The organism is Salmonella sp. 741265055_HSA (assembly GCF_046569525.1).
Classification (GTDB): Bacteria; Pseudomonadota; Gammaproteobacteria; order Enterobacterales; family Enterobacteriaceae; genus Salmonella; species Salmonella enterica.
Map to the genome: position 1 here is coordinate 24,595 of NZ_JBKFSQ010000033.1, position 24,304 is coordinate 48,898.

A 24,304-nucleotide genomic window follows, 5' to 3' on the forward strand; every position below is an offset into this window, starting at 1 on the left:
GGATGACGCCGTTCAAAGCCGCCATCCGGCCTGTTCCTTACAGCTTCGGTCCGGCGCTAACCAGCGCTTCGCCTGCCGGGGTATCCGTATACTTCTCGAAGTTCTCAATGAACAGTTTCGCCAGCGCGGTGGCTTTTTCCTGCCATTGTTCCGGCGACGCGTAGGTGTTACGCGGGTCGAGGATGTGGGTATCCACGCCTGGCAGTTCAGTCGGGATCGCCAGATCGAACAGCGGCAGACGGAAGGTTTCCGCGTTATCAAGAGAACCGTTCAGAATGGCGTCGATAATCGCGCGCGTATCTTTGATGGAGATACGTTTGCCGGTGCCATTCCAGCCGGTGTTAACCAGATAAGCCTGCGCGCCTGCTGCCTGCATACGTTTTACCAGCACTTCAGCATACTGCGTCGGGTGCAGCGTCAGGAACGCGGCGCCGAAGCAGGCGGAGAAGGTGGGGGTCGGTTCGGTGACGCCGCGTTCGGTGCCGGCCAGTTTAGCGGTGAAACCCGACAGGAAGTGGTACTGCGTCTGGTTAGCGGTTAAACGGGAAACCGGCGGCAACACGCCGAAAGCATCCGCCGTCAGGAAGATAACCTTGGTGGCGTGACCTGCTTTGGATACGGGCTTAACGATGTTATCGATATGATAGATCGGGTAAGAGACGCGGGTGTTTTCGGTTTTGGAACCATCGTCGAAATCTACGGTGCCGTCTTCGCGCACGGTGACGTTTTCCAGTAGCGCATCACGGCGAATCGCATGATAAATTTCTGGCTCCGCTTCTTTCGACAGTTTGATGGTTTTGGCGTAGCAGCCGCCTTCAAAGTTGAACACGCCGTCGTCATCCCAACCGTGCTCATCATCGCCAATCAGACGACGTTTCGGGTCGGTGGACAGAGTGGTTTTTCCGGTACCGGAAAGGCCGAAGAAGACCGCGACATCGCCTTTTTCACCCACGTTGGCGGAACAGTGCATTGAGGCGATACCTTTGAGCGGCAGCAGGTAGTTCATTACCGAGAACATCCCTTTTTTCATTTCGCCGCCGTACCAGGTGCCGCCAATAAGCTGAATACGTTCAGTCAGGTTGAACGCCACGAAGTTTTCCGAGTTCAGCCCTTGCTCTTTCCACTGCGGGTTGGTGCACTTCGCGCCGTTCATGACAATAAAGTCAGGTTTGAAGCCTACCAGCTCTTCGTCCGTTGGGCGAATGAACATATTTTTAACGAAGTGGGCCTGCCAGGCGACTTCCGTAATAAAGCGCACGGAAAGACGCGTATCGGCATTTGCGCCGCAGAACGCATCAACAATGAATAAGCGTTTACCGGAAAGCTGATGCGTCACCAGACCTTTCAGGTGTTGCCAGGTTTCCTGAGAAAGCGGCTTATTATCGTTTTTACCTTTACCCTTATCGGACCACCACAGCGTATCACGCGTGGTGTCGTCGCGAACAATATACTTATCCTTAGGCGAACGACCGGTAAAAATACCGGTATCAACGGCAACAGCGCCCAGGTTAGTTAACACGCCACGCTCATAGCCTTCCAGACCAGGATTAAGTTCTTCCTGATAAAGGGTGTCGTAGCTGGGATTGTAAACGATATCCTGGACGTCGTTGATACCATAAGCCTTGAGATCTTGCGGGGTTAAATTGTTAACGCGCATATCACTGCTCCTTAGCCAATATATATTACCGAAAATAGTAAGGTTTTTTGAGGTTGGTTAACCGCGACAAGGCTCATAGATTTACGTATCTGGACAAAATCACGATTGACGAAAAACACTGTGACTCCTGTCACGCAGCGGCGGTTATTATGGCAGGAAACCTACTTTTGTTGTGGAAAATGTTCTGAAAACGTTAAAAGGAAGTGTTTTTGACCGACATAATGTGACTGTAATCGCATTCATGTAAGAAAGTTACGTAACACCAACATTAACAATATCGATTCACCTCTCTGCGTTTTTTTCTGAATTATGCATGACGACGTCTGGCGGTGAACAGATGATGCAATAATGCGACTTTCTCATCATTCTGGATAACGACATGGAAAGTGTAGCGCTTTCACGTACTACTCGCTGGGGGATGTTGCTCACCGGTTTGCTGCAGGGCGTCTTGTGCTACCTGCTGATGGCCTGGTTGGTACCACAAAATAGCGACTGGCTGTTCTATGGTATGCCTGCGACGATAGCGTTGTCGTCAATGCTATTGCTTACCGTGGTCTCTTTTAAACAGCGCGCGCTGTGGGGCTGGCTGGGGCTGATCTTTGTGGTCGTGCTGGCAATGAGCGGCTGGCTGAAATGGCAGGTTGAGGCGGTGGAGAAATGGCGCCTGGCCGAGCTCCTCTGGCTGTATGGTCTCCGGCTTGTGTTGATGGCGATGCTGGTCTTACCCTGGATGCAATATCAGTTACATTCGCAAACCGGTTCGGCGCGTTATCCCCAGTTTTATCTGCGGTTATGGCATAACGTACTGACATTGTTTATCGTCCTGGTCGCCAACGGGCTGTTCTGGCTGGTGCTTCTGCTCTGGAGCGCGCTATTCAGGCTGGTGGGCATCCGCTTTTTCAGCACCCTTTTCTTTGAAACTGAAGCCTTTATTTATGTGACCATCGGCCTGATTACGGCGCTGGCGGTCATTCTCGCCCGCACACAGTCGCGCCTTGTGGCGGCGGTGCAAAAGCTGCTGACGCTGATCGCGACGGGTTTACTGCCAGTGGTGTCGCTGCTGGCATTGCTGTTTATTGTGACGTTACCCTTTACCGGACTGGAGGCGATTTCTGCGCGTGTTTCCGCTGCGGGGCTGCTATCCACGCTGACGCTGATGCTGCTGCTCCTCGTGGCGATTGTCAACGAACCGCAAAAGCGCGTATTACCCTATCCGCGCGTATTACGCGGTTTGATTAGCGCCTCGCTGTGCGTTGCCCCGATATATATGCTGCTGGCGGGCTGGGCGTTATGGGTACGCATTCAGCAATACGGCTGGACGCCGGATCGTCTGTATGGCGCGCTGACGGTGTCTGTCTTGCTGGTATGGTCCTTCGGTTATCTGATCGGTCTGTTACGCCGCGGACGCGACCCTGGTGAGTGGCAAGGCAAGGTGATACTGAGCGTCTCTTTGTTAACGCTGGTGATATTGCTGTTGCTGGCCTCGCCTGTACTTGATGTCTGGCGTATTAGCGTCAACAGCCATATGGCGCGTTACCATAGCGGTAAAATTACTGCGGATCAGATCAGCCTGTATATGCTGGATCACAGCGGCAAACTAGGCCAGGAAGCGCTGAAATCGTTGCGGGATGACGAGGCGTTTACGCAGAACAGAAAGCGCAATCGTGAACTGATGACGTTTTTGCAGAGAAATAAGGTCTCTCCGACGGCGGACGATTTAGCGCGGGTGGTGATGATTGCGCCCGGTAGCCAGAAGCCGGATGCCGCATTTTGGGCGTTTGTCAAAGAGCAGAGTTATTCGGGCGCTTCCTGCCTTGAACCGGATGCCTGCGTGCTGGTGAGTCAGGATCTTAACGGTGACGGTCAGCCTGAGCAGGTGCTGTATAACTTTATTGTTGCCGAGAGCCAGGTCTACGGCTTAAAAGAGGGGAAATGGACGCAGAAAGCGTTCGCCCAATTGCCGGACGGGTTTTCTAAGACGCAACTGTTGCACGCGATTGCCGGGCATCAGTTAGACTCAGCCCCCAAAGCCTGGCGCGATATCATTGTTGATGGTCAGCGGTTGGATGTGGATTACTACAACGAGTAAGCTTTTTGCCGGATGGCGGCATAAATGCCTTATCCGGCCTACGGAGCGGGATGCTGTAGGCCAGATAAGCGCCGCCATCAGGCAATGATGTTGTCGACTGAAAGGCGATTAATGAACCTGTGGATCGGCAGGAGAGGCGTTGTTACGGATCTCCGCGATATCCATCGCATTGAACAGGTAATGATTGCCGCAGTAATCGCAGTGCATATCGATTTCGCCTTCTTCCGCCAGAATGCTGTCCACCTCTTCATCCGGCAATGTTTTCAGCGCGCCCGCGCAACGTTCGCGTGAACAGGTGCATTTGAACTCAACATCTTGCGGATCGTAGAGCGTGACTTCTTCTTCGTGATACAAACGCCATAGCACGTCATTTGCCGGTAACGTCAGCAGCTCTTCGCTTTTAATGGTTTCCGTCAACATGGCCAGATGGTCGAAATCCTCCGCCTGCGCGTTCTGTGCCGGCATCACCTGGAGCAACATTCCACCTGCCGCCGGTTTACCGTCGACATCGCCGGTACGGATAAACAGACGCGTCGGCAACTGCTCGGAGCGCAGGAAGTAATCTTCCAGGCACGCCGCCAGAGTATCGCCTTCCAGACCCACCACGCCCTGATAGCGTTCACCCTCTTCCGGCGTAATGGTGATCACCAGATAGCCGTTGCCAACCAGCGTTTTGAGATCCGCATTGTCAGGGATGTCGCCCTGAACGCGAGCCACGCCGCGCATCTGCTGCTGATTATTGCCATTGATCACCGCCAGGCTTAACGGCCCGTCGCCCTGGAGCTGTACCGTAATGTCACCGGCAAACTTCAGCGTTGCGGTCAGCAGGCTAGTGGCGACCAGCAGTTCGGCCAGTACGGTTTTCACCGGCTGCGGATAGGTATGATTGTCGAGGATCTGTTGCAAGGTTTCCGAAACGGTCACCAGCTCGCCGCGAACGGCAAAGTTTTCAAACAGATAACGATGTAATTGGTCATGTTGCGGCATAATCATCTCTCTTGCGGGTGACAGTTATTCGCTGTCGCCGTGTTTAAATCGTAACAGGTCGCGGCGCTCTTTCTTGTCCGGTCGCCTGTCCGGATGCGGCATGGTTAGGGCGTTAAGCTTGCGCGCCAGCGCCATTTTTTCGCGTTTTTCCACGCTTTCCGCCGTCTCTTCATACAGAGCGACGGCTTCGCTGGCCGGACGGCGCTGTTCGGTGATGGCTTTAACGATCACCGTCCGTTCGTCATTTCCCTGACGCAGGCTAAGGGTAGCGTTCAGCTCGACGATTTTGCTCGGCTTACTGCGCTGGCCGTTGTAATGCACCTTACCGCCTTCAATCATCTCGCGGGCCAGCGCGCGGGTTTTATAAAAACGCGCGGCCCACAGCCATTTATCCAGTCTGACCTCAACGGAGGACTTTTCTTTCATGGCGTCTCCTTCACATCAGCGAGGGGATCAGACGGCGGTAGTCGTTCAGGGACGGATGGCGCGTATAGTGCTTTTCCGCCAGACCGGAATCAGGATTCGTCACGCCAAGACAGTAGCGAATACCAAACCGGGCGGCGGCGTCGAGAATCGGTTCGCTGTCATCGATAAACAGCGTTTTCTCTGCGCTTATTCCCGTTTCCTCAGTGACAGCGCGCCATAACCGCTGATCCTCTTTGGGATAACCAAATGTGTGGGTGGAAAGTAATAAATCAAGGTGTGAGGCCAGACCGGTATGCTCCAGCTTCACCGCCAGGTTATGTGGATGCGCATTGGTGAGCAGAATCCGACGTTTCCCGCTGGCTTTTAACGCATTCAGAAACGGTACGGTATCGTCGCGCAAAACGGCGCGCGGTCCTTGCGCCGTCGTCATGGCGCAAATATCCAGACCCAGACGCTCGCTCCAGTAATCCAGACAGTACCAGTTTAGCGTATGCTGTACGGCATGATACTGCTGACGAATATATTCCTGCGCGTCCTGCGGCGAAATACCCTGCTGCGCGCCGTAGGTTTCCGGTACCAGCTTTTGCCAGAAATAGTTATCGAACGCGAGATCGAGCAGCGTGCCGTCCATATCCAGCAAAACGGTATCCACGTTTTGCCAGTCAATATCAATATGCATGGGGAACTCCAGGGTAACGCAATTTGCGCGACAGGGTAGCATACCCTGTCGCACGGCGGCGCTATCAGATGAGATTTTCCGGAGAGACGGTTAACCTGGGATTGAGGCAGCTTTCATAGTATTCCTGGATGTCCGCCATACGGGTACGGTGGCGTTGATAACGTCTGAACGCCTGAATGCCGTTGTAGACCGCGCTCACTATCATTGCCAGCATCAGCAGCGTGGTGCCGAGGTAACGCCACCAGCCGGATTTATCGGGGATACGATGCAGGCTGATATGCTGCGTGCCGTTGGCATCGGTATACACGCTGGTGACAATGCCCTCGGCGCTAAATGGCGTCTGCATGAGCGTTTGCGCCAGACGCTGGAAGGCGCTCCACTGTTCCTGCGCGGGATAGTCATACAGCGGCGTTGACGGCCAGGCCTGATCAACCAGTTCGCTGCCTTCATCGCTGGCGATCAGGAATCCGCCGGGAGCGGGGCTATTCAGCGACTGGGCGGCACGCGCGGTCTCGCGAGAAATAAACGGCGCCGTTGAGGTCGTGACCAGATTTTCCAGCGACTCTGCGCTTACGGGGCGTAGCAGTACGTTGACGCCGTCCAGTTTGCCAGCGTTCGCGCGTTTCACCAGCGCGTTCCAGTCCTTACTGTTACCGAGATTAACCAGCGCATTTTTCAGGCGCACGCACTCGTCTTCCGCCGCGCACAAATCAGCGGTTTTCAGAACAATATCGCCAAAGTCATCTAATAATACCATGCCCGATTTTTGGATCGCGGAGCGTAAAGATGCGCTGACGCGCGAGTCGTCTTCGGGTTTTGGATGGAGCTGACGATTTACCGCCTGGCTTAGCGCCATCGCTTTATTCACCAGGTCTGATTCCGGTAGCGGTAACGCAGGCGCGTCATTCCAGATGATTTGCGAGCAATCGAACGGCATAAACGGTGAGTTAGACTGCCCGCTCCAGGTCGCGCCGGAATGAATATTACACATTCCTTTACCGCTCAGGTGCAGCGTATCGCCCACCCGCACGCCAGCTTTTTCAAGCTGTTTTACCGTTGTCGCTTCAATGGTTTGCGCGCCTTTCATCCACGATAGCGTGAACTTGATTGGCATATCCAGCGGGATCCAGAACAGCAGCATAAACAACACCAGCAGCGAACCGATAGCAATAACAGTGCTGCGTAACCAGTGCTGCAACGGAAAGTTTTTCACTTCATCATGCAGGGATAAAAATCGGCCCTGGCGGGCGACATGGCGATCAAGGTAAATATCAATATCCGTTTGTTGCCCAAGATCCTGCGTAATGTAGGGTTGCCAGTGAGCAGGGTAAATAAGGTCGATGATGCCCAGCGAAATATTGTTAATCTGCTCCTGATTATTCTCCCCAAACAGTCCCCAGCGGCGGGGCGTTCCCCGCAGACAGTGAATTTCCCGCAGCGCGCTTTTCGACGGCGGCGCAAAAAGTCCCCAAAGTCCGGCTGCCAGCAGCAGGATCGCGCCGCCTATCATCCACGGAACAAAAACGTCTGGCGTTATCAGACAGAAAAAGAATAACAAAAAGGAGGCGACGATTAACAACGCTTCGCGCAAGCCAGCCGGGCGGCTGAGCGCATATTCTTCGTGGGTCTCCTGACGGATATTCAACAGCTCAATCTGCTCGCTCTCTTCGCCGCGAATCGACGCCTGCGTAGAGGCCGTATTCTGTAGCGCGTAGCCGCGCGACTCCTGCATATACTCTTGCAGCGTATGGCCGTTTAAAGAGATCACCAGCGGCAGCGTATCCGTGAGGATCAGCTCAACGTTGTTTTCATCATTGATGTACTGTTCCCAGAAAGGCGGCAGATGGACTTCGACGGAGTCGAGGTAGTAGCGCCATTTATTAGGATCGTCAGTGGTAATGCCGTAGCGGGTGATGGAGTGGGTCAGTATCACGACACTGTTGCTTTCCGCGTTCAGCGTCAGCGAGATGGGCGCAGCACTGGCGCCTGTCGGCCCCGGAACTTGCTGGATCTGGCTAAGGTTATCGAGATAGTTTTCTACCGCGCTGCGCTCTTCGGGCAACAGTTTACGCGTTTGCGCGTCCTGAAAGGCGCTGATCCACGGTAAGCTCCCTCGTCTGGACTTTACCCGGAACCGCCATATTGCCAGTAGAGAGCAGGCCAGCAAAGCAGCTATAAAAATCAGAATGGTGCTCATGCTTTCCCCATCTTACTAAGTCTGTCAGGCGTGGTCAGTCGCACCCTGTCCAATAAACATTTTTCTGTGGTTGGCTATCGGCAAGCGTGGAGTTGAACTTGAGCATTGTAAAGCGCATCCCAGTGAAGGCAAATCATAGCAATACCACCAAAAACGGAATATCAGCAAATTCCTGGAGTTATTTCAACCTATTGACTTTTAATTTGAAATAAGAAGTAATTTTTATTACGTTACATAAATGTAAATAAACGGCAATTCGCATTGCCGAAACCGTGCGGTATGTCGCACAATGACCACAGATTACACTGCAAAGATTCTCACAATGAGCAAATCATTACAAAAACCCACCATTCTGAAAGTGGAAACCGTCGCACAATCCCGACTGTTTAACGTAGAAAGCGTGGATCTGGAGTTCAGCAACGGCGTGCGTCGCGTGTATGAACGTATGCGACCATCAACCCGTGAGGCGGTAATGATTGTGCCGATCGTTGATGAGCATCTGATTCTTATTCGTGAGTATGCGGTGGGAACCGAAACCTATGAGCTGGGCTTCTCGAAAGGATTGATCGACCCGGGCGAGACCGTTTTTGAAGCGGCGAACCGGGAGCTCAAAGAAGAGGTCGGGTTTGGCGCGCATAACCTGACCTTCTTAAAAAAACTCAGCATGGCGCCCTCTTATTTTTCCAGCAAAATGAATATCGTGGTGGCGGAAGATCTCTATCCGGAGTCGCTGGAAGGCGACGAGCCTGAGCCATTGCCGCAGGTACGCTGGCCGCTGGCGCATTTAATGGATCTGCTGGAAGACCCCGATTTTAACGAGGCCCGCAACGTCAGCGCGCTGTTTCTGGTACGCGAGTGGTTGAAAGCGCAGGGACGAATTGCCTGATGGCGCGGCGTTGATCAAGCCAACGGAAAGTTCGTCTCCCCGTTCGCCGTCATCCGCTAAACACAATAAAAAAGGCGCCGGAGCGCCTTTTTTGATCAGAACAGTTCGTGTGTTTCACCATTATCAATAATGGTGGTTCCCACCTCGTGTACCGCCTGTTGTGTCGGCTGCGTGCCTTCGATGAAATACTCTTCACGGCTGTTACCGCCGCTCGCCAGTTGTCCGGTACTGCGGTCGATATTCACCGTGACAATGCCCGGCGGCGGCGTTAGCGGCTGTTCCGGCACGCCTTCCAGCACGGCTTTCATATAGGCGTCCCATGCAGGTTGCGCGCTCTTCGCGCCGCCCTCATAGCCGGAGATTTGATCTTTGATCGCGCCGGAAGCGGTGGTGCGGCCTAAATCACGGCGGTGATCGTCAAAGCCGATCCATACGGAAGTGACGACGCCAGGACCATAGCCGGAGAACCATGCGTCTTTCGAGCTGTTGGTCGTACCGGTTTTGCCGCCGATATCGCGACGTTTAAGGTCGCGCGCCGCACGCCAGCCGGTACCCATCCAGCCGGGTTCGCCGAAGATATTGGTGTTCAGCGCGCTTTTGATCAGAAACGCCAGCGGCGTATTGATCACATGCGGCGCGTACTCCTGCGTGCCGTTTTGCGCGACCAGCGCCTGGTTTGCCTGTTCCAGCTCAGGCATCGGTACGGCGCTGTTTTGCTGCTCTTGCGAAACTGCGACCTCTTCCACATTGGTGTTTTCCAGCACGTCGGATTTCTGCGTATTGCCGTAAATGACCGGGATATCGCACTCCGGGCAGGCGATTTTCGGTTTCGCTTCGAAGATCACGCCGCCCTGATCGTTCTCAATCTTGCTGATGAAATACGGGTCGATCAGGAAACCGCCGTTCGCCATCACCGCATAACCGCGCGCAACCTGCATCGGCGTGAAGGAGGCGGAGCCCAGCGCCAGCGATTCGGTATGCACGATATTCTGCGCCGGGAAGCCGAAGCGTTGCAGATACTCCGCCGCATAGTCGACGCCCATGGCGCGCATGGCGCGTACCATCACCACGTTTTTCGACTGCCCCAGCCCCTGGCGTAAACGAATCGGTCCGGCGTACTGCGGCGGGGAGTTTTTCGGACGCCAGTCTGAACCTGCCCCGGCGTCCCAGCGGGAAATCGGCACATCGTTGAGCATACTGGCGAGCGTCAGCCCTTTATCCATTGCGGCGGTGTAGAGGAACGGTTTGATGTTCGACCCCACCTGACGCAAAGCTTGCGTCGCGCGGTTAAATTTACTCTGATTAAAATCGAAACCGCCGACCAGCGCCAGTACCGCGCCAGTTTGCGGGTTAAGCGAAACCAGCGCGGAGTTCACTTCCGGTACCTGCGCCAGCCACCAGTCGTTATCCACCTGACGAACCCAGATTTGCTGACCTGTCTGGACGACATCGGTAACTTTACGCGGCGTCGGCCCCTGCTGTGTATCCGAGCGGTAAGGCCGCGCCCAACGCATTCCTTCCATATGTAGCGAAACGAACGTACCGTCGGCAAGCGCAGCGGTCGCCTCTTGCGGATTAGCGCTGGTGACCACGGCGGGAAGCAGCGGTCCGTAGGTCGGCAACGCTTTTAACGTATCGGTAATTTTTTTACTGTCCCACGCCGTTTCGCCCACTTTCCATAGCACATTCGCCGGGCCGCGATAACCGTGGCGCATGTCATAGTCCAGCACGTTATTACGCACCGCCTGTTGCGCGGCCTGCTGCACTTTGCGGGTGATGGTCGTGTAAATACGATAACCATCTTCGTAGGCGCTTTCGCCATAACGGTTATACATTTCCTGGCGCACCATTTCCGACAGATAAGGCGCGGAGAAGGCGATTTCCGGCGCGTGATAATTTGCGTCGATAGGTTCGCTACGGGCCTGATCGTACTGCGCCTGAGTGATATATCCCTCGCTTAACATTCGCGAAAGCACTACGTTACGGCGCGCTATCGCCCGATCCATCGAGTAGAGCGGGTTAAAGGTAGAAGGCGCTTTAGGTAGCCCGGCGATAACCGCCATTTCGCTTAGGCTAAGCTGGTCGACCGTCTTACCAAAGTAGACCTGTGCCGCCGCGCCAACGCCATAGGCGCGGTAGCCGAGATAGATCTTGTTCAGATAGAGTTCGAGGATCTCATTTTTATTCAGCAACTGCTCAATACGAATCGCCAGAAACGCTTCCTTGATCTTGCGCATCAGCGTGCGTTCGGGGCTAAGGAAGAAGTTTCGCGCCAGTTGCTGGGTAATGGTACTTGCTCCCTGCGATGCGTGACCGGAGAAGAGCGCGACGCTGGCCGCACGGAAAATACCTACCGGGTCAATGCCGTGATGCTCATAAAAGCGGCTATCTTCGGTGGCGATAAAGGCGTTGATCATTTCCGGCGGAATTTGATCGAGCGTAACGGGAATACGACGTTTTTCGCCATATTGCGCGATAAGTTCGCCATCCGCGCTGTAAACCTGCATCGGAATTTGCAAACGCACATCTTTCAATGTCGCGACGTCAGGTAGCTGCGGCTCAATATAGCGATAAAGGCCATAAATCGAGCCTGCTCCCAGCAGGATGCAACATACTGCAAGGATCAATAAATACTTTACGAACTTCACTGGAGATTTCCCATTTAGTGTCATTTGGGCAGTTTATAAACAAACGCGCGGTAGTATAAAGGCAAGCCAGACGCATTGATATACCCGTTAACGCGACGGGTGATAAGGAGATCGACCGTTATGGCTTTTAAAACCTGGCAAATAGGATTGCATATTCAGCAGCATGAAGCGCTGGCCATCGCCGTTATTCGCGGCGCATCGGGCTGGTCCCTGCAACGTTGGTGGCGACTGCCGCTGATGAACGCCTCCACGGCAGAGGGTACGATTCCTGACCCGCAATCGCTGGCTCACGTACTGCGCCCCTGGAGCCGCGAGCTGCCGCTACGTCACCGTATTTATCTCTCTTTTCCCGCAAATCGGACATTGCAACGCGCTTTTCCACATCCGCCGATGCGGCTGCGGGAACGTGAGCAAATCGCATGGCTTTCACAAACGATGGCGCGTGAGCTGGATATGGATCCGGACTTATTGCGTTTCGACTTTCAGGATGATGCGCTGAGCCCCGCGTTCAACGTTACCGCCGTGCAAAGCAAAGAAATTTCAGCGCTGTTAACGCTGGCGCAAACGCTCAATGTGCGCATCGCTGCTGTAACGCCCGATGCCTGCGCGTTACAGCGCTTGCTGCCGTTTATACCTTCGGGGCGGCAATGTCTGGTCTGGCGCGATGAGAGCCAGTGGCTGTGGGCGACGCGCTATGCGTGGGGGCGTAAATCGGCGCGCGAGGCGACGACGCTGCATGACCTTGCCGCGACGTTATCCGTCGTGCCGGAACATATTTCGTTATGCGCCGAAGGCGAATTCGACCCCTGGCGCGCCGTTACCGTCCGCCAACCGCCGGTTCCGCCGGACGGTTATCGCTTTGCGATTGCGCTGGGTTTAGCCATAGGGGAGATACGCTGATGGCGCATTCTGTCAATTTGCTCCCCTGGCGGCGCCAACATTATGTAGCGCGTCTGCGGCTGTGGTGCGTGGTATGGGGCGCGTCCCTGCTGCTGATAGCAAGCCTCGCGACGATCGCCCGGTTGGTTTTTTGGCAGGAGGGGAGGATTAATGAACTGCTACTGACGGCGGAAAACGGACGCACGACGGCGCTTGCGGCGAACATACCGCAGTTGCAGCAGCGTCAGCGACAGCAACAGGCGCGATTACAACGTCAGGCGCAGCGTGAACTGACGCAAGCCTGGCAATCTATCTTGACTGACCTTGCCAACCTGTTGCCAGAACAGGCATGGCTGACAAGCCTCAATTATCAGCAAGAGACGCTAGAGCTGGAAGGGCTGGCGAGAACGTTTGACGCCCTGCTCACGCTTGAGACATCGCTTCGTCACTATGTCAGTTTTCCGCTAAACCGCACGGGCGCCACGCGGCAGGATGCGCAAGGGCGCTGGCAGTTCCATTATCAGTTAACGAGGAGCGCCGCCCGTGAACGCGCTCTTTGATATCTGGTACGGGATGTCGCGCCGTGGTCGGGTTTTTTGTTGGTGTGTAGGGGTGCTGTGCCTGACGCTGACGGTCGCGTTATCTGTGGGCTATCCCGGCTGGAAGACGCTGGATACGCAACATACGCGGTTAAGCCAGCAGCGCGAGGCCGCCCGGCAACAGTGGCGTCATCTGCGCCGTCTGAGCGTCGCGGCTGAACCGCTTTTCGGGCGCACCGTTGAAAATCCGCGTCCTTTTTCGCCGTTAGATTTCCAGGCGCCTCCTCTGCGTTTGCTGCACTGGCAGCCATCGGCGCAGGGGGGCGAAATGGCGCTGAAAACGTCCTGGGATGCGGTGCCGTCGCTGTTTGTTCGGTTGGCCGAAAGCGAGATGAGCGTAAGTCGGTTTTCATTGCGTAGAGAGGGGGCGGAATTATTGATAACGCTGCAACTGGAGCGTCTGGCGAATGAAGGCTAGCCGCAGTGTATTGCTCTGTTTTTGTTTGCTGACGTTGACGGGAATGCGCGATCCCTTCCGCCCGCCGGAAGATCGTTGCCGGATAGCGGAACTCGCGCAGTGGCGGTATCAGGGCGCGGTGCGTAAAGGCGAGCGATGGACAGGCATTCTTAAAGACAGTCAGCAAAAATGGCAACGAGTGGAAGAAGGGCAGACGCTGGAAAACGGTTGGACGATTGTCCGCCTGACGGCGGAGGCCTTAACGTTAACGACCGGTAAAAATTGTGCGCCGCCGCAGTGGCGGTGGCTACGTCAGGGAGCGGGCAATGAAGCGATGGATAGCCATAATACTGATAGCCTTGATGCCCGCCGCGCAGGCGGGAAAAGCGGCGAAAGTGACGCTGGTGGTTGACGACGTCCCTGTGGTGCAGGTTTTGCAGGCTTTAGCCGAACAGGAGCGGCAGAATCTGGTGGTGTCGCCGGACGTCAGCGGGACATTATCGCTACATCTGACGGATGTGCCGTGGAAACAGGCGCTGCAGACGGTGGTCAATAGCGCGGGGCTGGTGCTGCGTCAGGAGGGGAATATTCTCCATGTTCATTCACAGGCCTGGCAGAAAGAACACAGTGCGCGGCAGGATGCCGAGCGGTTAAGGCTTCAGGCTAATTTACCGCTGGAAAACCGCAGCATTAGCCTGCAATACGCCGATGCCGGCGAACTGGCGAAAGCGGGCGAGAAACTCCTGAGCGCGAAGGGAACCATCATGGTCGATAAGCGCACCAACCGCCTGCTGTTGCGCGATAACCGCGCGGCCCTGGCGGAGCTGGAAAAATGGGTATCGCAAATGGATCTGCCGGTGGCGCAGGTGGAGCTGGCGGCGCATATCGTCACCATTAACGAAAAGAGTCTACGGGAACTGGGCGTAAAGTGGACGCTGGCTGACGCGACGCAAGCGGGCGCGGTGGGTGACGTGACGACGCTTTCCAGTGATTTATCCGTCGCCGCCGCCACCTCACGCGTCGGGTTTAACATCGGGCGCATTAACGGACGCCTGCTGGATTTAGAGCTATCAGCGCTGGAACAAAAGCAGCAGTTGGATATTATCGCCAGCCCCCGGCTGCTGGCTTCGCATCTGCAGCCAGCCAGTATCAAGCAAGGCAGCGAAATTCCTTATCAGGTTTCCAGCGGCGAAAGCGGCGCGACCTCCGTGGAATTTAAAGAAGCGGTGCTGGGAATGGAGGTGACGCCCACCGTTTTGCAAAAAGGGCGCATCCGCCTGAAGTTACATATCAGCCAGAATGTTCCCGGTCAGGTACTACAACAGGCTGACGGTGAAGTGCTGGCGATAGATAAACAGGAAATTGAAACGCAGGTAGAGGTAAAAAGCGGCGAGACGCTGGCGCTGGGCGGTATTTTTTCGCGAAAAAATAAATCGGGTAGCGATAGCGTGCCGCTATTGGGGGATATTCCCTGGCTTGGTCAGCTCTTCCGCCATGACGGTAAAGAGGACGAGCGACGCGAATTAGTGGTGTTTATCACCCCCAGACTGGTGGCGACAGAATAATTTATGCATAAAAAAGCGCTGTTTTTGCACTGAACGCATCTGCGGGATTTGACGTGCGGATGTATTTAGCATACAAGGAGTACCGATTTGAGAGTCGTGCTTTTCGTTGCTGACGCATTGATTAATGCGCTTTGCCTTGCCGAAGGTGTGCATAAGACCGATGATAAACGGCTGAATGTCCGCTGATGCAGACGTATTGGTTCTGCGGATTGCGCACAATTGTTTGAAAGTAGAGCAATTTGTAGGCCGGATATGTTGTTCTGGTCGCCATCCGGCAACGCTAACTCGGGTTTTGCAACAATCAGGCTTGGTGATTTATTCAGTTGCCAAACCCGCTTGAGTATTGAGATAATTTTCAGTCTGACTCTCGCAATATCTTATGAGGTTTCAGTTCATGTCCTGCTGCGCTGGGTGTCTGTGAAGCGGGTTTACCATTAACGAATAGTCTTAGTAGTACCGAAAAAATGGCAGAGAAACGCAATATCTTTCTGGTTGGGCCTATGGGTGCCGGAAAAAGCACTATTGGGCGCCAGTTAGCTCAACAACTCAATATGGAATTTTACGATTCTGATCAAGAGATTGAGAAACGAACCGGAGCTGATGTGGGCTGGGTCTTCGATGTTGAAGGTGAAGACGGCTTCCGTAATCGTGAAGAAAAAGTTATCAACGAATTGACGGAAAAACAGGGTATTGTGCTGGCAACCGGCGGTGGCTCTGTAAAATCGCGTGAAACGCGTAACCGTCTCTCCGCGCGTGGCGTCGTGGTCTACCTTGAAACGACCATCGAAAAACAACTGGCGCGCACGCAGCGTGATAAAAAACGCCCGCTGTTGCAGGTTGAAGCACCGCCTCGCGAAGTTCTGGAAGCGCTGGCTAACGAACGCAATCCGCTGTACGAAGAGATTGCCGACGTCACCATTCGTACCGACGATCAAAGCGCTAAGGTTGTGGCAAACCAGATTATTCATATGCTGGAAAGCAACTAATTCAAGCAGAATACGCTGGGTAAGCGGGCACAAGTAACTAAGGTGGATGTCGCGTCATGGAGAGGATTACAGTCACTCTCGGGGAACGTAGTTACCCGATCACCATCGCGGCTGGTTTGTTTAACGAACCAGCTTCATTCTTGCCGCTGAAATCAGGCGATCAGGTCATGTTAGTGACCAACGAAACCCTGGCGCCGCTTTATCTGGACAAGGTTCGCGGCGTACTCGAACGGGCGGGCGTTAACGTAGACAGCGTGATTCTTCCTGACGGCGAGCAGTATAAGAGCCTGACGGTGCTGGATACGGTGTTTACGGCGTTACTGAAAAAACCGCATGGTCGTGATACCACGCTGGTCGCGCTTGGCGGCGGCGTAATTGGCGATCTCACCGGTTTTGCGGCGGCCAGCTACCAGCGAGGCGTTCGTTTCATCCAGGTGCCAACTACCTTACTGTCGCAGGTTGATTCTTCCGTGGGCGGGAAAACCGCCGTCAACCATCCCCTTGGCAAAAACATGATTGGCGCGTTTTATCAACCCGCTTCTGTGGTCGTCGATCTTGATTGCCTGAAAACGCTTCCCGCACGCGAACTGGCATCGGGACTGGCAGAGGTGATCAAATACGGCATTATACTTGACGCGGACTTCTTCACCTGGCTTGAGGGTAATCTGGATGCGCTATTGCGTCTGGACGGCCCGGCGATGGCGTACTGTATTCGTCGTTGTTGCGAGCTGAAAGCCGAAGTTGTTGCCGCCGACGAGCGTGAAGCGGGCTTACGTGCTTTACTGAATCTTGGACATACCTTTGGCCACGCCATTGAAGCGGAAATGGGATATGGCAATTGGTTACATGGTGAAGCCGTTGCCGCAGGTATAGTGATGGCTGCGCGCGCATCCGAGCGTTTGGGGCAGTTCAGTTCTGCTGATACGCAGCGCATCATCGCTCTACTCGAACGGGCCGGGCTGCCAGTCAATGGCCCTTGCGAGATGTCCGCGCAGGACTATTTGCCGCACATGCTGCGAGATAAAAAAGTGTTAGCGGGGGAGCTGCGTTTAGTGCTTCCGCTGGCCATAGGGAAAAGTGAAGTGCGCGGCGGAGTGTCGCACGAAGTCGTTCTTAGCGCGATTGCTGACTGTCAGCAGGCGTAACAACAAGAAAGGTCAGACTGATATTGCGTAGCTGTCAGTCTTTTAGCTTCAGGTTATGTGCAATGTCGTAAGCATTAACCTTTGAGTGGGGTGTTAAATGGATGAATTCAAACCAGAAGACGAGCTGAAACCCGATCCCAGCGATCGTCGTACTGGTCGTTCTCGTCAATCTTCAGAACGCGATAATGAGCCGCAGATCAACTTTGATGACGTTGATCTGGATGCCGACGATCGCCGTCCGACGCGTACGCGTAAAGCGCGTAGTGAAGAACCTGAAGTTGAAGAAGAGTACGAATCCGATGAAGACGATACGGTGGATGAAGAGCGTGTTGAACGCCGTCCACGTAAGTGTAAAAAAGCGGCCCATAAGCCAGCCTCTCGTCAGTACATGATGATGGGCGTTGGCGTGCTGGTGCTGCTGCTATTGATTATCGGTATCGGCTCCGCGCTGAAAGCCCCCTCAACGTCTTCCAGCGAGCCGTCGGCCTCTGGCGAAAAGAGTATCGATCTTTCCGGTAACGCCGCCGATCAGGCGAATGCGACCCAGCCTGCGCCGGGCGCCACCTCCGCAGAACAAACCGCGGGCAATACGTCGCAGGATATTTCGTTGCCGCCGATTTCTTCAACGCCGACGCAGGGACAGTCGCCTGTGGTCGCTGACGGTCAGCAGCGCGTGGAAGTGCAGGGCGATCTGAATAATGCGCTGACGCAGAATCCAGAGCAGATGAACAATGTTGCGGTGAACTCTACGTTGCCGACAGAGCCTGCAACCGTCGCGCCAGTTCGCAATGGCAGCACGACGCGTCAGGCGGCGGTTAGCGAACCTGCTGAGCGTCATACCACGCGTCCGGAACGTAAACAGGCCGTCATTGAACCTAAGAAACCGCAGACCACGGCGAAAACCACGACTGCGGAACCGAAGAAACCGGTCGCGCCAGTGAAACGCACGGAACCGGCAGCGCCAGCCGCGACGCCGAAAGCGACCACCACGACGGCTGCGCCGACAGCGACGGCAAGTGCTGCGCCGGTACAAACCGCGAAGCCAGCGCAAGCCTCGACGACGCCTGTCGCAGGCGGCGGGAAAAGCGCCGGCAACGTTGGCGCGTTAAAGAGCGCGCCATCCAGCCACTACACATTGCAGCTCAGTAGTTCTTCAAATTACGACAACCTGAACGGTTGGGCGAAGAAAGAGAATCTGAAAAATTATGTGGTATACGAGACAACGCGTAATGGACAACCGTGGTATGTGTTGGTAACGGGGATGTATGCTTCGAAAGAAGACGCTAAACGTGCGGTGTCTACCTTACCTGCCGATGTGCAGGCGAAAAACCCGTGGGCAAAACCGTTGCATCAGGTTCAGGCCGATCTGAAATAATCCAGGCTGTGTCCTGCAATTGCCTGTGAGTGTCGCTGACAGCTATTTTTGTTCAGGACAGGCGCGAGGGGCGCATTTGCTACCGTCAAATGCGCCGTAAAGCAACGCGGCACAGCCTAAAGCGCAGGATGCTGTCGGAGCTTTCTCCACAGCCGGAGAAGGTGTAATTAGTTAGTCAGCATGAAAAAAAATCGCGCTTTTTTGAAGTGGGCAGGGGGAAAATACCCTCTGCTTGATGATATCAAACGACATTTGCCAAAAGGCGAGTGCCTTGTCGAACCTTTTGTGGGTGCCGGATCGGTGTTTCTTAACACCGACTTTTCTCGTTATATCCTCGCCGATATCAACAGCGACCTTATTAGCCTCTATAACATCGTGAAGTTACGTACTGACGAGTATGTACAGGCTTCGCGCGAGCTGTTTATGCCTGAAACTAACCAGGCTGAGGTCTATTACCAACTCCGTGAGGAGTTCAACACCTGCCAGGACCCCTTTCGTCGGGCGGTACTGTTTTTATATCTGAACCGCTACGGTTATAACGGACTCTGTCGCTATAACTTACGCGGGGAATTTAATGTACCGTTTGGTCGTTATAAAAGACCTTACTTCCCGGAAGCGGAGTTGTACCACTTTGCAGAAAAAGCGCAGAATGCGTTCTTTTACTGTGAGTCATACGCAGACAGTATGGCGCGTGCGGACAAGTCATCGGTGGTCTATTGCGATCCGCCTTATGCGCCGTTGTCCGCCACGGCTAACTTCACAGCGTATCACACCAATAGTTTTAGCCTGACGCAACAAGCGCATCTGGCGGAAATCGCTGAGAATCTGGTCAGTAACCGGATACCGGTGCTCATTTCCAACCATGATACGGCGCTCACACGCGAGTGGTATCAACTCGCAAAATTGCATGTCGTCAAAGTTAGACGCAGTATAAGCAGCAACGGCGGCACACGTAAAAAGGTGGATGAACTGCTGGCTCTGTACCAACCAGGAGTCGCAACGCCTGCAAGAAAATAATTCTCAAGGAGAAGCGGATGAAACAGTATTTGATTGCCCCCTCAATTCTGTCGGCTGATTTTGCTCGCCTGGGTGAAGACACCGCAAAAGCGCTGGCTGCCGGTGCTGATGTTGTACACTTTGACGTCATGGATAATCACTATGTGCCGAACCTGACTATCGGCCCGATGGTGCTGAAATCCCTGCGCCAATACGGTATTACCGCGCCTATTGATGTCCACCTGATGGTCAAGCCAGTCGACCGTATCGTGCCCGACTTTGCCGCCGCTGGCGCGAGCATCATTACCTTTCACCCGGAAGCCTCCGAACATGTTGACCGCACGCTACAACTGATTAAAGAACACGGTTGTAAAGCGGGGCTGGTATTCAACCCGGCAACGTCGCTCAGTTATCTCGATTACGTCATGGACAAACTGGATGTGATCCTGCTGATGTCCGTGAATCCAGGCTTCGGCGGCCAGTCTTTTATTCCGCAGACGCTGGATAAACTGCGCGAAGTGCGTCGCCGCATTGATGCGTCCGGTTACGACATTCGCCTGGAAGTGGATGGCGGCGTGAAGGTGAACAATATCGGCGAGATTGCCGCAGCAGGCGCGGATATGTTTGTTGCGGGGTCGGCAATTTTCGATAAACCCGACTACAAAAAAGTGATTGATGAAATGCGCAGTGAGCTGGCAAAGGTAACTCATGGATAAGTTGCAGAATATTCGGGGCGTCGCCTTTGATCTTGACGGTACGCTGGTGGATAGCGCGCCGGGTCTTGCCGCGGCGGTGGATATGGCGCTGTATGCGCTGGAACTGCCGGTCGCGGGCGAGGAGCGCGTGATTACCTGGATTGGTAACGGCGCAGACGTATTGATGGAACGCGCGCTGACCTGGGCTCGCGAGGAGCGCGCCACGCTGCGTAAGACGATGGGGAAACCGCCCGTTGATGAAGATATTCCTGCCGAGGAACAGGTACGCATTCTGCGTAAACTGTTCGACAGGTATTATGGCGAAGTGGCAAAAGAAGGCACCTTTTTATTTCCGCATGTCGCCGACACGCTGGGCGCGCTGCACGCCAGCGGATTGTCATTAGGTCTGGTGACGAATAAGCCGACGCCGTTCGTCGCGCCGTTGCTGGAGTCGCTTGATATCGCCAAATACTTTAGTGTGGTTATCGGCGGCGATGATGTGCAAAATAAGAAGCCGCATCCGGAGCCGCTGTTGCTGGTGGCAAGCCGACTGGGCATGATGCCGGAGCAGATGCTTTTTGTCGGCGATTCGCGTAATGATATTCAGGCTGCAAAAGCGGCGGGCTGCCCTTCGGTTGGCCTGACATACGGCTACAATTATGGCGAAGCGATCGCCCTTAGCGAGCCGGACGTCATTTATGACAGTTTTAACGATCTTTTGCCCGCACTTGGGCTTCCGCATAGCGATAACCAGGAAATAAAAAATGACTAAGCCCATCGTTTTTAGTGGCGCACAGCCCTCAGGTGAATTGACCATTGGCAACTATATGGGGGCATTGCGTCAGTGGGTAAACATGCAGGATGACTATCATTGCATCTACTGCATTGTAGACCAACATGCTATTACCGTGCGTCAGGACGCGCAGCAGCTACGTAAAGCGACGCTGGATACGCTGGCGCTGTACCTGGCATGTGGTATTGATCCTGAAAAGAGCACTATTTTCGTTCAGTCCCATGTGCCGGAACATGCGCAGCTTGGCTGGGCGCTGAACTGCTATACCTATTTCGGCGAGCTGAGCCGTATGACGCAGTTTAAAGATAAATCTGCGCGCTATGCGGAAAACATTAACGCCGGCCTGTTTGATTATCCGGTGCTGATGGCGGCAGACATCCTGTTGTATCAAACCAATCTGGTGCCGGTAGGCGAGGATCAGAAGCAGCATCTGGAACTGAGCCGCGATATCGCCCAGCGTTTTAACGGGCTGTATGGCGATATTTTCAAAGTACCGGAACCGTTTATTCCAAAATCCGGCGCGCGCGTGATGTCGTTGCTGGAGCCGACGAAGAAAATGTCCAAATCGGACGATAACCGTAATAACGTGATCGGCCTGCTGGAAGATCCGAAATCGGTAGTGAAGAAAATCAAACGTGCGGTCACTGACTCCGACGAGCCGCCGGTAGTGCGTTATGATGTGAAAGAGAAAGCGGGTGTCTCTAACCTGCTGGATATTCTTTCCGCCGTGACCGGTCAGAGCATTCCTGAACTGGAAAAACAGTTTGAAGGTAAAATGTATGGCCATTTGAAAGGCGAAGTCGCGGAGGCGGTTTCCGGAATGCTGTCTGAGTTGCAGGAGCGCTATCACCGTTTCCGCAACGACGAAGCGTTTTTGCAGAAGGTGATGAAAGACGGGGCGGAAAAAGCCAGCGCACGTGCGGCCGAAACGCTGAAAGCCGTTTACGAAGCCATTGGCTTTGTGGCGAAACCGTAACGGTTATTGCTTGCCCGATGGCGCGAGCTTATCGGGCCTACAAACGAGCGTAAGTTGGACAAGGCACCTGCGCCGTACTGTTTATCAGACCTGTAAAAAAACCGGGAAATCCCGGTTTTTTTGTATCTGCGCAGTTGTTTCTATTATTGATCGGCAGCCGGGCCGCAACCACCAATAATTTTAGAAATAGAAATTGCAGGGTGCAGCAAATAATCGTAGCTACAGTTATTTTTTTTGTTTTCGATATGACCAGTACAGGCGGTGAGCGTTGCCAGAACCCCTGCCACAACGGCAATTTTTACAAATTTGAACATGTCAAAATCCTTGTTGATAAAACAAACACTACTGGTGGAATAAATATAAGATCTATTTAGCGTATAGTACGATAGCAATTAATAAACCATGCAGGTAGTCCAAATAAGGACTTCATCTTTACCAGTAAATATGATTTAAAAAAGGCCGCTTAATAATAAGCGGCCTGTATTAGTGTTATATAATGTCGTTTATTTAACGAAATGTTTTCTTAACGTTAAGCATAAAGCCTTTATCGCTGATACCGTCTTCCTTCCACTGGTAGGCATCCAGATGTAGCGCGGTATCATTGCTGCTGTATTTCACGCCGATGGTTGCCAGGCCATTAACGCCGCCGCCTTTTTGACCGTCATCCATGCCGAACGATTGACCCGCCGCACCCTGTAATGACGCTGTACGCTGGCTCTTGCTGTAGCTCAGGTTCGGGCCGCCTTCCAGGGTAGCGGTGGCGCTCCAGCCGTCTTTCCCGGCGTAATCCAGCTTCAGACCGACAATAGAGTCTACCGCCGTTTCGTTGCCAGAGTTCATGGACAGGTTAAAATCTCCGGCGCTGTGCTCTTTATAGCCATCTTCCAGAGTGTGACGGAATTTCACCCCGGCATACGGCGTGACTTTCAGCGTATCACTCATCAGGGTGAAGGTTTTTGCCCCTTCGCTGCGGAACTCAAGGTACTGCTGACGTACGTCGGAATCCGCCACCTTGTTGGTATCGCCATACGAGACGAAACGGCTGCTGTCGAGATTGTGGACGTCATAACGCAGGCTGTTATTCCACGCCAGACCGTCATCAAACGCCATGCTGTGCTTCAGACCAAAGAACTGACTGTAGCCGCCGGTCAGGCCGTTATCGCCCGCGGTTTTCGAACCGTCGCCATCCAGACGCGCAATACCGTACTCCAGCGTCAGATTCTGGCTGGCGGTGAGATCCAACGTCTGGCGTAATGCCAGCATGTCGTATTGGGTGTCATTGCCCAGCTCCGCGCGCGGGTCGCCTTTCGCCACCACGTTAAACGCCAGGCCGTCTTTAATCTGCGGGGCGGCGTCGGCCAGCATGTTGAAGCGGTTACTGAGGATGCGCGCTTCGCGGAACACGGTAGTTGCCTGAGCGCCGCTCACCTGTTTCAGGGCGTTGTTCAGTTCGGCGGTGGTACCCACGTTGAGGCTGGTGTACAGCTCGTTGTTGGTGTAACCGGCGTCCAGCGCACTTGCCACGCCAGAAACGCTGGCGTCGGTGGCCACATCGGCATAGGCGTTTTTGGTCATCGTGACGTCAACGTTACCGTCGCTGTCAGTACTTCCCTGTGCGTTCCACACCACGGTAGTGGACTGGATGGCGCCTGCGTCAGACAGGTTGCTGCCTTCGACTACGTTGTCAAAGCTGACGGTGGTGTCGGCGGTGCCTGCGGTAAAACCGGTGTTAATCTCCACGCCATTCATGCTGGCATTGCTGACCATCAACTTACCGGCGCTGCCATCAGCGCTGGTGCCGACCACATAGCCCGACAGGTTGTTGGTGGCAGATGAATCTGCACTGTCGCTGGTGGTAACGGTTGTCGTGCCATCGGTAATGGTGGGTTCCGTGGGGGCAGTGAATTCAACGTAATGCACTTCCGTACCGTCACCTTTTTCGCCGCTGCCTTCAATGGTTTTACCGTCCTGCTTGATAAATCCGGAGCCGGTCACGTTGTCATCAATGTAGACCGTGCCGTTGTTGACGATATGGCCGTTACTGCCCAACTGGCTGAAGGCGTAGGAGTTGCTGGCGTAAATATTGATGGTACCGTTGTTTTCGATCACCGCATCGGATTTTGCATCGGATTCCAACTGCATCCCGACCATGCCGGTTTGCGTGGTGCCTACTGTACCTACATTGATAGTGCCGTTATTGACCATCTTCGCGCTGCCGTGCGCGGACATCGCCACATTGTTGGTTTTATCAATGTTGATGGTGCCGTCGTTAATCGCTTTACTGCCGCCATTATTTTTCGAGGTAGTGACCTGTCCGTTAATGACGCCA

Annotated in this window: 22 protein-coding genes; 14 read left to right on the forward strand and 8 right to left on the reverse strand. The window is 54.2% G+C overall.

Annotation, left to right across the window (positions count from 1 at the left end):
- Nucleotides 1-37 precede the first annotated feature (37 nt).
- Nucleotides 38-1,657: a phosphoenolpyruvate carboxykinase (ATP) gene (gene pckA / locus ACLD4K_RS17090; protein ID WP_001265689.1), complete on the reverse strand. Its 1,620-nt coding sequence runs from the start codon at nt 1,655-1,657 to the stop codon at nt 38-40.
- Nucleotides 1,658-2,036: 379 nt separating this feature from the next.
- On the opposite strand from pckA, the gene ACLD4K_RS17095 reads away from it, so the two are divergent.
- Complete coding sequence (locus ACLD4K_RS17095; protein ID WP_411012205.1) at nt 2,037-3,746, forward strand: DUF4153 domain-containing protein; 1,710 nt, start codon at nt 2,037-2,039, stop codon at nt 3,744-3,746.
- 108 nt (nt 3,747-3,854) lie between these two features.
- Here the strand turns inward: ACLD4K_RS17095 and hslO are convergent, their stop codons facing one another.
- From hslO to igaA, 4 genes are all read right to left on the reverse strand, one after another.
- Nucleotides 3,855-4,733, reverse strand: a complete 879-nt coding sequence (gene hslO / locus ACLD4K_RS17100; protein WP_001135571.1) for an Hsp33 family molecular chaperone HslO — start codon at nt 4,731-4,733, stop codon at nt 3,855-3,857.
- A 24-nt stretch (nt 4,734-4,757) separates the two neighbouring features.
- A complete protein-coding gene (gene hslR / locus ACLD4K_RS17105) occupies nt 4,758-5,159 on the reverse strand; it encodes a ribosome-associated heat shock protein Hsp15 (protein ID WP_411012206.1) in 402 nt (133 codons plus the stop codon).
- 10 nt (nt 5,160-5,169) lie between these two features.
- Nucleotides 5,170-5,838: a GMP/IMP nucleotidase gene (yrfG, locus tag ACLD4K_RS17110; protein ID WP_001520508.1), complete on the reverse strand. Its 669-nt coding sequence runs from the start codon at nt 5,836-5,838 to the stop codon at nt 5,170-5,172.
- Between the two features lie 64 nt (nt 5,839-5,902).
- Nucleotides 5,903-8,035 carry an intracellular growth attenuator protein IgaA gene (igaA, locus tag ACLD4K_RS17115; RefSeq protein ID WP_000104092.1) on the reverse strand — a complete coding sequence of 711 codons (2,133 nt, stop codon included), beginning with the start codon at nt 8,033-8,035 and terminating at the stop codon, nt 5,903-5,905.
- Nucleotides 8,036-8,357: 322 nt separating this feature from the next.
- On the opposite strand from igaA, the gene nudE reads away from it, so the two are divergent.
- The gene (gene nudE / locus ACLD4K_RS17120; protein WP_411012207.1) at nt 8,358-8,921 is read left to right on the forward strand and encodes an ADP compounds hydrolase NudE; all 564 of its coding nucleotides are present in this window, start codon (nt 8,358-8,360) and stop codon (nt 8,919-8,921) included.
- 95 nt (nt 8,922-9,016) lie between these two features.
- Here the strand turns inward: nudE and mrcA are convergent, their stop codons facing one another.
- A complete protein-coding gene (mrcA, locus tag ACLD4K_RS17125; RefSeq protein WP_023237398.1) occupies nt 9,017-11,569 on the reverse strand; it encodes a peptidoglycan glycosyltransferase/peptidoglycan DD-transpeptidase MrcA in 2,553 nt (850 codons plus the stop codon).
- A gap of 120 nt (nt 11,570-11,689) precedes the next feature.
- Here mrcA and ACLD4K_RS17130 point away from each other — a divergent pair, with 120 nt between their 5' ends.
- From ACLD4K_RS17130 to trpS, 12 genes are all read left to right on the forward strand, one after another.
- Nucleotides 11,690-12,469 carry a DNA utilization protein HofM gene (locus ACLD4K_RS17130; protein ID WP_411012208.1) on the forward strand — a complete coding sequence of 260 codons (780 nt, stop codon included), beginning with the start codon at nt 11,690-11,692 and terminating at the stop codon, nt 12,467-12,469.
- Entirely contained in the window at nt 12,469-13,008 is a 540-nt protein-coding gene (locus ACLD4K_RS17135) for a PilN domain-containing protein (RefSeq protein ID WP_000951390.1), read from the forward strand. Before ACLD4K_RS17130 ends, ACLD4K_RS17135 begins: the two co-directional genes overlap by 1 nt.
- Entirely contained in the window at nt 12,992-13,465 is a 474-nt protein-coding gene (locus ACLD4K_RS17140) for a hypothetical protein (protein ID WP_411012209.1), read from the forward strand. The genes ACLD4K_RS17135 and ACLD4K_RS17140 overlap by 17 nt, the downstream gene beginning before the upstream one ends.
- Complete coding sequence (locus tag ACLD4K_RS17145; RefSeq protein WP_411012210.1) at nt 13,455-13,856, forward strand: HofP DNA utilization family protein; 402 nt, start codon at nt 13,455-13,457, stop codon at nt 13,854-13,856. The genes ACLD4K_RS17140 and ACLD4K_RS17145 overlap by 11 nt, the downstream gene beginning before the upstream one ends.
- The gene (hofQ, locus tag ACLD4K_RS17150; RefSeq protein WP_017441586.1) at nt 13,771-15,009 is read left to right on the forward strand and encodes a DNA uptake porin HofQ; all 1,239 of its coding nucleotides are present in this window, start codon (nt 13,771-13,773) and stop codon (nt 15,007-15,009) included. The genes ACLD4K_RS17145 and hofQ overlap by 86 nt, the downstream gene beginning before the upstream one ends.
- A 464-nt stretch (nt 15,010-15,473) precedes the next feature.
- On the forward strand, nt 15,474-15,995 hold the full coding sequence (aroK, locus tag ACLD4K_RS17155; RefSeq protein WP_000818621.1) for a shikimate kinase AroK: 522 nt from the start codon (nt 15,474-15,476) through the stop codon (nt 15,993-15,995).
- Between the two features lie 56 nt (nt 15,996-16,051).
- The gene (gene aroB, locus ACLD4K_RS17160) at nt 16,052-17,140 is read left to right on the forward strand and encodes a 3-dehydroquinate synthase (protein ID WP_000439824.1); all 1,089 of its coding nucleotides are present in this window, start codon (nt 16,052-16,054) and stop codon (nt 17,138-17,140) included.
- Nucleotides 17,141-17,237: 97 nt separating this feature from the next.
- Entirely contained in the window at nt 17,238-18,515 is a 1,278-nt protein-coding gene (gene damX, locus ACLD4K_RS17165; protein WP_411012211.1) for a cell division protein DamX, read from the forward strand.
- A 180-nt stretch (nt 18,516-18,695) separates the two neighbouring features.
- Complete coding sequence (dam, locus tag ACLD4K_RS17170; RefSeq protein ID WP_000742132.1) at nt 18,696-19,532, forward strand: adenine-specific DNA-methyltransferase; 837 nt, start codon at nt 18,696-18,698, stop codon at nt 19,530-19,532.
- A gap of 17 nt (nt 19,533-19,549) precedes the next feature.
- Nucleotides 19,550-20,227 carry a ribulose-phosphate 3-epimerase gene (rpe, locus tag ACLD4K_RS17175; protein ID WP_000816287.1) on the forward strand — a complete coding sequence of 226 codons (678 nt, stop codon included), beginning with the start codon at nt 19,550-19,552 and terminating at the stop codon, nt 20,225-20,227.
- Nucleotides 20,220-20,978: a phosphoglycolate phosphatase gene (gph, locus tag ACLD4K_RS17180; protein ID WP_411012212.1), complete on the forward strand. Its 759-nt coding sequence runs from the start codon at nt 20,220-20,222 to the stop codon at nt 20,976-20,978. The genes rpe and gph overlap by 8 nt, the downstream gene beginning before the upstream one ends.
- Nucleotides 20,971-21,975: a tryptophan--tRNA ligase gene (gene trpS / locus ACLD4K_RS17185; RefSeq protein WP_000165562.1), complete on the forward strand. Its 1,005-nt coding sequence runs from the start codon at nt 20,971-20,973 to the stop codon at nt 21,973-21,975. The genes gph and trpS overlap by 8 nt, the downstream gene beginning before the upstream one ends.
- A 143-nt stretch (nt 21,976-22,118) precedes the next feature.
- On the opposite strand, the gene ACLD4K_RS17190 is transcribed toward trpS, so the two are convergent.
- The gene (locus tag ACLD4K_RS17190; protein ID WP_000472323.1) at nt 22,119-22,289 is read right to left on the reverse strand and encodes a YhfL family protein; all 171 of its coding nucleotides are present in this window, start codon (nt 22,287-22,289) and stop codon (nt 22,119-22,121) included.
- A 193-nt stretch (nt 22,290-22,482) separates the two neighbouring features.
- Nucleotides 22,483-24,304 (reverse strand): autotransporter outer membrane beta-barrel domain-containing protein (locus ACLD4K_RS17195; protein ID WP_411012213.1); only part of this gene is annotated, 1,822 nt, incomplete at its 5' end.